The sequence below is a fragment of the Mesorhizobium sp. M7A.F.Ca.US.005.03.2.1 genome (genome assembly GCF_003997795.1).
GTDB classification, from domain to species: Bacteria; Pseudomonadota; Alphaproteobacteria; order Rhizobiales; family Rhizobiaceae; genus Mesorhizobium; species Mesorhizobium ciceri.
In genome coordinates this window covers 1-6,803 of record NZ_RZRP01000296.1, presented here as the reverse complement: position 1 = coordinate 6,803, position 6,803 = coordinate 1, and the positions used below count along the sequence as shown (strand labels likewise).

General features: G+C 62.9%; 8 protein-coding genes. 3 read left to right on the top strand and 5 right to left on the bottom strand.

Translation table 11 applies throughout. From position 1 onward, the window contains the following. Positions 1-347 precede the first annotated feature (347 nt). Positions 348-929, top strand: coding sequence for a CarD family transcriptional regulator (locus EN991_RS17635; RefSeq protein WP_013529179.1), 582 nt, complete (start codon positions 348-350; stop codon positions 927-929). Between the two features lie 165 nt (positions 930-1,094). Here EN991_RS17635 and EN991_RS40945 read toward each other — a convergent pair whose 3' ends face one another. Next, positions 1,095-2,171 carry an ATP-binding protein gene (locus EN991_RS40945; RefSeq protein ID WP_245460991.1) on the bottom strand — a complete coding sequence of 359 codons (1,077 nt, stop codon included), beginning with the start codon at positions 2,169-2,171 and terminating at the stop codon, positions 1,095-1,097. Further along, complete coding sequence (locus EN991_RS40940; protein ID WP_245460992.1) at positions 2,168-2,863, bottom strand: hypothetical protein; 696 nt, start codon at positions 2,861-2,863, stop codon at positions 2,168-2,170. The genes EN991_RS40945 and EN991_RS40940 overlap by 4 nt, the downstream gene beginning before the upstream one ends. Before the next feature lie 130 nt (positions 2,864-2,993). On the opposite strand from EN991_RS40940, the gene EN991_RS17625 reads away from it, so the two are divergent. Both EN991_RS17625 and EN991_RS17620 read left to right on the top strand, forming a co-directional pair. Then, positions 2,994-3,653, top strand: coding sequence for a response regulator transcription factor (locus EN991_RS17625; protein ID WP_013529177.1), 660 nt, complete (start codon positions 2,994-2,996; stop codon positions 3,651-3,653). Between the two features lie 155 nt (positions 3,654-3,808). After that, positions 3,809-4,420 carry a LysE family translocator gene (locus EN991_RS17620; RefSeq protein ID WP_024502939.1) on the top strand — a complete coding sequence of 204 codons (612 nt, stop codon included), beginning with the start codon at positions 3,809-3,811 and terminating at the stop codon, positions 4,418-4,420. Between the two features lie 181 nt (positions 4,421-4,601). Here the strand turns inward: EN991_RS17620 and EN991_RS17615 are convergent, their stop codons facing one another. The 3 genes from EN991_RS17615 to EN991_RS17605 form a co-directional block, all read right to left on the bottom strand. Continuing rightward, positions 4,602-5,372 (bottom strand): amino acid ABC transporter ATP-binding protein, encoded by a 771-nt coding sequence (locus EN991_RS17615; RefSeq protein ID WP_013529175.1) that lies wholly within the window; start codon positions 5,370-5,372, stop codon positions 4,602-4,604. Next, positions 5,369-6,049 (bottom strand): amino acid ABC transporter permease, encoded by a 681-nt coding sequence (locus tag EN991_RS17610; protein WP_013529174.1) that lies wholly within the window; start codon positions 6,047-6,049, stop codon positions 5,369-5,371. Before EN991_RS17610 ends, EN991_RS17615 begins: the two co-directional genes overlap by 4 nt. Positions 6,050-6,175: 126 nt before the next feature. Then, on the bottom strand, positions 6,176-6,803 hold a 628-nt coding region (locus EN991_RS17605; RefSeq protein ID WP_164769157.1), incomplete at its 5' end, for an amino acid ABC transporter substrate-binding protein.

Sequence of the window (6,803 nt, the reverse complement as noted above, 5' to 3'; positions counted from 1 at the left end):
GTATTACGCAGGGTAAGAGGCACGTCACATTAACCGGCTTGACAGCCGGCGCCGGGTTGTGGCCTTCGCGTATGCAGCAAAACCTTGATTCTTCCGACTTTTTGTGTTACATCAGCGAAACATGCCGGTGACACAACGTCGATTTATGGCGCAGACGCCCCAAATCACTGAAAGGTGAAAATCCCATTCGGACCAGAGCGATCTGGGCCAGGCGGTCGCGATGTTGCGGTTTGCCGGTCCGGCTTTTCCGATGGGTTCATCTGTTGTGCGGCTAACGGTCGGTTTCTCCGATCGCGCGAGTTCGGGCCGGCAGGACGCCGGTACCACAACAAGGAGTTCAGTGCGCAATGGCAACGATCACCCCGCAGAAGAAGTCCACCGCTGCGCGTCACGGTTTCAAGACCGGCGAGTACATCGTCTACCCGGCGCATGGCGTCGGCCAGATCGTCTCGATCGACGAGCAGGAAGTTGCTGGACACAAGCTGGAACTGTTCGTCATCGACTTCTCGAAGGACAAGATGCGCCTGAAGGTGCCGGTCGCCAAGGCGACCTCCATCGGCATGCGCAAGCTGTCGGAAGAGGATTATGTCGAACGCGCGCTGAAGGTCGTGCAGGGCCGCGCCCGCGTCAAGCGCACCATGTGGTCGCGCCGCGCCCAGGAATATGATGCGAAGATCAATTCGGGCGACCTGATCTCGATCTCGGAAGTCGTGCGTGACCTCTACCGCGCCGACAACCAGCCGGAGCAGTCCTATTCCGAGCGTCAGCTCTACGAGGCGGCGCTCGACCGCATGGCCCGCGAGATCGCGGCCGTCAACCGCATGTCGGAAACCGAAGCCGTGCGCTTGATCGAGGTCAACCTCAACAAGGGCCCTAAGCGTGGCGCCAAGGCCGACAATGAAGAGGCCGAGCAGGAAGAAGCTGCCTGATCTTTCTCACCTTTCGAGAAATCCTGCCAGAAACGATTGGAGGCTCCGGTTTGACCGGGGCCTCTTTTGCTTTCGGGCGGCAGCTTCGATGTTGGTAGGCCCTGCGCACCAGCGTGCTGCATCGCGGCTTGCCGGCGCGCCGAGCCGTCGAGCGCGCGTTTCGTTTTAACGTGTGTCGCCACTTATCGCCTTGCCGCCAAAGCAGACCGCGGCAATGGTCTCGCGCAATTCCTCGTCGGCGATCGGCTTGTGCAGGATGCGGCTGCCGCTGGCGCTGATCTCCTTGAGGCGCGCCGGCGACGTATCGCCAGTAATGATGATGGTCGGGACAAGCCGGCCGATATGGGCGTGAAGCGCACGGATCGCGTCGGTGCCGGTGGTGTCATTCTCGAGACGGTAGTCTGCGATGATCAGGTCGACCGGCGCATCGCCGGCAGCCAGCGCCGCCGTATGGGCCTCCTGCGCCTCTGCGGCGGAGCGGCCGGGATAGACACGATGTCCCTCCAGGCTGAGCAAGCGCACCATGGCATCGAGAACGTCGCCCTCGTCCTCGACCACCATGATGCCGGCGGCACTGCTGGCCGGCGATGTCGTGTCGACCTCCAAGCGAGCTTGCACCGCGCCGGCCTTCGCGACGGTGATGGAAAACAGGGAACCGCGCCCGGACGTCGAAGCCAATTTCAGGGGGTGCCCCAACAGCTCGGCGGTGCGGCGAACGATGGCGAGCCCGAGTCCCAGGCCTTGCGTGCGGTCCCGCGCCGGGTTCTGCAACTGCACGAACTCCTCGAAGACCATCCCCTGCTGATCGGCGGGGATGCCGGGGCCGCTGTCGAGGACCTGTATCTCCACACATGCGCCGCGCCGGCGACAGCCCAGCAGGACACCACCTTGCTTGGTGTAGCGAAGGGCATTCGAGATCAGGTTGTTGAGGATGCGCTTCAACATCATCGGGTCGCTGTCGACGTAGAGACTGCTGTCTACCACGCGCCACGTAAGTCCGCGTTGTTTTGCCTCGGCGGCGAATTCATTGCGAAGATCACCAAAGAGGTCGCGCAGCGGCACCGCCTCGCTCGCGACCGTGACGATGCCCGCATCGAGCCGCGAGATATCGAGCAAAGCGTTGAGCAGCCCACTGAAGTTGCTGACAACCGATTTCGCCCGGCTGGCCAGATCGCGCGCCTCGCCGGAGGGTACGTCGCCGCGCTGCCCCAATATGGCAAGCGTCGAGACCAGCAGGCTCAGGGCATGGATCGGTTGGCGCAGATCGTGACTCGCCGCCGCCAGAAAACGCGTCTTGGCACGGTCGGCGGTCTGCGCCTGTCGCGTTCCTCTTGCAGGTGCTCGACCAGCGTTTCGTTCTCCAGTCGCAGGCTGACGGTTTCGCGCAGCATGCGGTAGGTGATACGGCAGTAGTAGAAATTGATCGCCACCAGCGATGCGAGCAGGAACAGGAAGGCGCCGGAAATATCGCTTTGGGTGGTCAAGCAGCGCAAGGCGACCGGCACCACCGTGGCCAGGATGGAACCGACCAGCGCCGGCGGAAAGGCCGACAGCGACGGCACCGTACCGCAGACGAGACCAGTCAGGACGATGACCGTGAAGGACAGCACGATCGGCGCCTCGGGCATAAAGCCGACCCAGCCAAGCACCCCCCACAGAAGGCCCGACATACAGGAAAACGCCGTGGCCAGCCATGCCCAGCGCAAGATCGAGCCGCGATCCCTTGAGCGGCTGAAAAAACGGCGCGACGCCAGCACCCGGATAGCCGTCAGCAGATACAGCGCCGCCAGCCAGCCGATCAGCCAATTGGCGGAAACGGCCGTTCTCAGAACATAGACCGCCGCCATCGAGATCACGATGTTGGAGATGACCACGCCGTAGGAATTGCGATACAGGAGTTCGACCAGGGCCTGGCGTATCTTGTCTTCCTGCATCGAATCCCTCCAATTGTCCCAAGTAATTCTCCGGCCGGTCTTCCCCGGTACCGTTGATCTACCGGCAACCTGTTTCGCATAAGTTGGCGATCGATCCATATACGCCGCTGCAGCCCTGGATGGTGCCCCGATGAACCGCTCGCTCACCGCCATACTCGCCGACGACCATGCCATCGTGCGCGAGGGGCTGAAGCTGCTTATCTCGGCTATGGACAATATCTCGGTCGTCGCCGAGGCTGCGGATGGCGAGGCGCTGCTTGGCCAGCTGCGAAGCACGCGCGCCGACCTTTTGATCCTCGACCTCGGCATGCCAGGTGTGACCGGGATGCAGTTTATCGCCACCATCAGGACCTTGGCGCCACGCCTGCGGATCGTGGTGCTGACGGCCAATGTCGAGCCGAGGACAGTACGCGCCGCGCTCAGCGCCGGCGCCAACGCCTACCTGACCAAGGATGGCGATCCAGAGGAACTCGGCGCTGCCATCGAAGCGGTCAAGAACGGAGGCACCTATCTGGCGAAAACCGTTCGCTTCGCGGTCAGCGATATAGGCAGGGAAAGCGAGCCGATAGCCGCGCAGGAAATCCTGTCCCCGGTACCGCTGACGCGGCGCGAACGGCAGATCCTTCAACTGGTGGCGCAAGGCATGATCACGCGCGACATCGCCGAACGACTGGGCATCAGCCTGCCGACCGCTCGCAAACATCGCGAAAATCTGATGGGCAAGCTCAGTCTCCACAACACCGCCGAACTGACCGCCTACGCGGTTCGTCTGGGATTGCCCACCGGCTGATATCGCAGCCGCGACAATGGGCAACCCGGCAACGTCCCCTTAACCATCGGCAGATTAGCCAAACCCGATCATCATCCAAATACGGCATCCGCCGTATGTTTTCGGCCTGCCCCCCGGCCTACTCCTCCCACGGCTTGATCATGGGAGGAGCTGTCATGCCATCGCTGGATCTCTGGATTCCGTTCGCCCTCGCAACGCTCGCCTTCGCCTGCATGCCAGGACCGGCGATTCTCTACATGACAGCGCAGACGCTGGCCCATGGCCGTCAGGCGGGATTGATGGCGGCGCTGGGTGTCCATCTTGGTTGTTACGTGCACATCCTGGCCGCGGCGGTCGGGCTCGCCGCACTGATGGAACACGCGCCGGTCGCTTTCTTGGTGATCCGATGGGCGGGCGCCGCATATCTCATTTCGCTGGGCCTTGCCATGTTCCTGGGCTGGAACCGGATGGGTGAGGATGGTGCCAGGCCGGCCCCGAACACATTTCGCGACAGCATGGTCGTCGAGATCCTCAATCCCAAGACGGCACTGTTCTTCCTGACCTTCCTGCCGCAGTTCGTGGATCCGTCAGCCGGCATGGCCGTCGGGTTGCAGTTCCTCATCCTCGGCATCATCGTCAATCTCATCTTCTCGATGGCCGACCTTGCGGCGGTCGGCATCGCCTCGCTCGCCGTTGGCCGGTTCACTGGCGCCGGATGGGTGATCCCCAAGACATGCGGTTCGATCCTCATCGGACTTGGCGTGGCGCTCGTCAGCCATCATATCTGAACCTGCAAATGAAGAGCCGCGATTTCGGGGGAGATCTGACGGTGAAATTTCAGCGGCTGCTGGCGGCAAGGCCCGATATGCCGAAGGATGGCTGACGGCCTGCTCGCGCATCCGGCAAGATATACCGGAACCGGCGCGCCTTCGGGGCCATCGCCCGAATTCTACAGACCCTAGGCCGCGCCTACCCGCCGCCGCCTTCCTTCTCAGCCTCCTGCTTCAGCGTCGCAATGAACCGCTTCGTCCGTTGCTGCTCCGGATTGTTGAACAGCACCGCGGCCGGTCCCTTCTCGACGACGACGCCGGCATCGAGGAACACCACTTCCTTGGCGATCTTGGAGGCGAGGCGCAGATCATGCGTCGCCATCACCATGGTCGTGCCTTCACTGGCGAGCTTGCCAAGCACGTCGACCACCTCTTGCGCCAGTTCCGGGTCGAGTGCCGAGGTCGGCTCGTCGCAGAGCAGCACTTTCGGCGACGGCGCCAAGGCGCGGGCGATCGCCACGCGCTGCTGCTGGCCGCCCGACAGCGTCGCCGGCCAGGCGTCGGCCTTGTGCGCCATCCCCACCTTCTCCAGCAGAGCCAGCGCCCGCTCGCGTGCCCTCTCAGGCGCCCATTTCAGCACCGTCACCAGCCCTTCCATGACGTTCTCGATCGCGGTGCGATGCGGAAACAGCTGGAAGTTCTGGAACACCATGCCGGTCTGCAGCCGCAGGCGCTGGATATCCCTGGCCGGAACCCTGCCACCAGGATGGAATTCGAGCGTCTCGTCGCCGATGCGCACCGTGCCCGAGGTCGGGATCTCCAGGAGGTTGATGCAGCGCAGCAGGGTGCTCTTTCCCCCGCCCGACGGGCCGACCAGCGCAGTGACGCTGCCTTCGGCAATGGTGACCGTCACGCCCTTCAACACGAGATTGTCGCCAAAGCGCTTTTCGATGTTGCTGAGGCCGATCATGAGCGTGCCTCCAGGAAGCCGCCATAGCGGTTGAGCCGGGTCTCCAGCCGCGTCTGCAAGGCCGACAGCACCGAACTCAGCGCCAGATAGAGGATCGCCGCCTCGACATAGAGGATCAGCGGCTCATAGGTGGTGGCGACGATGCGCTGCGCCGCCTGGAACATCTCCGGCACGGTGATGGCGGCGGCCAGCGACGTATCCTTGACCAATGAGATGAAGGTGTTGGAAAGCGGCGGCACCGCGACCCGGCCGGCTTGCGGCAGGATGGTGCGCCGCATCGCCTGGCTCCAGGTCATGCCGATCGAATAGGCCGCTTCCCACTGGCCCTTCGGCACCGACCCTATGGCCGCGCGGATAATTTCCGACGTGTAGGCGCCGATGTTGAGCGTGAAGCCGATCAACGCCGCCGTGAAGGCGTCGAGCAGGATACCGACCGACGGCAGGCCGTAGAAGATAAGGAACAGCTGCACCAGCAGCGGCGTGCCGCGGAAGATCCAGACATAGAAGCGCACCAGCGCGACCAGCGGTTTCGGACCAAACAGCCGGGCAAGCGCCGCACCCAACCCAACGGTCAGCCCAAGGACGAAGGACAACAGCGTCAGCGGCACGGTGAAGATCAGCGCCGCCCACAACAGCGAAGGCAGCGACTCCAGCATCAGTTGCAGCCAGTGCGGCACGTAAGACCCTCCAAATAAGTCGAGGCTTCGTCGAGGCGCGACATATCACGACAAAAGCGGCGGACCGTCAAAGACGACTCGCCGCTCGATATGTCCTGTGGGCCGCGGAGCGCCCCGCCTCATAGATTACTTCGAAACGTCCTGGCCGAAATAGGTGTCGGAGATTTTCTTATAGGTGCCGTCGGCCTTGATGTCGGCCAGCGCCTTGTTGATCGCCGCGACCAGCTCCGGATCGCCCTTGCGCACGATGACGCCGGAATAGTCGGCGTTTTCCTCTTGCGCGGCGATCTTCACATTGGCGTCGGGCTTGTGCTTCTTGAAGTCGAGGAACGACAGGCTGTCATTGATCGTGGCGTCGGCACGGCCTGTCAGAAGCAGCTGGATCGATTGGTCGAAGCCATCGGTGCCGACCAGCTCGGCGCCGTTCGTTTCGGCCAGCTTGCCGAAATTCGAGGTCAGCGACTGCGCCGACTTCTTGCCCTTGAGATCGGCAAAGGTCTTGATGTCTGTGTTGTCGCCGCGCACGATCAGCACCGCCTTGGAGGCGATGTAAGGATCGGAGAAGTCGTACTTGGCCTTGCGGGCATCGGTGATGCCGACCTCGTTGATGACGGCGTCATAGCGATTGGCGTCGAGGCCGGCGATCAGCCCGTCCCACTTGCCTTCGAGGAATTCGACCTTGACGCCGAGCTTGTCGGCGATCGCCTTGGCGATTTCGACGTCGAAGCCGACCAGTGCGCCCGAAGTGTCATGA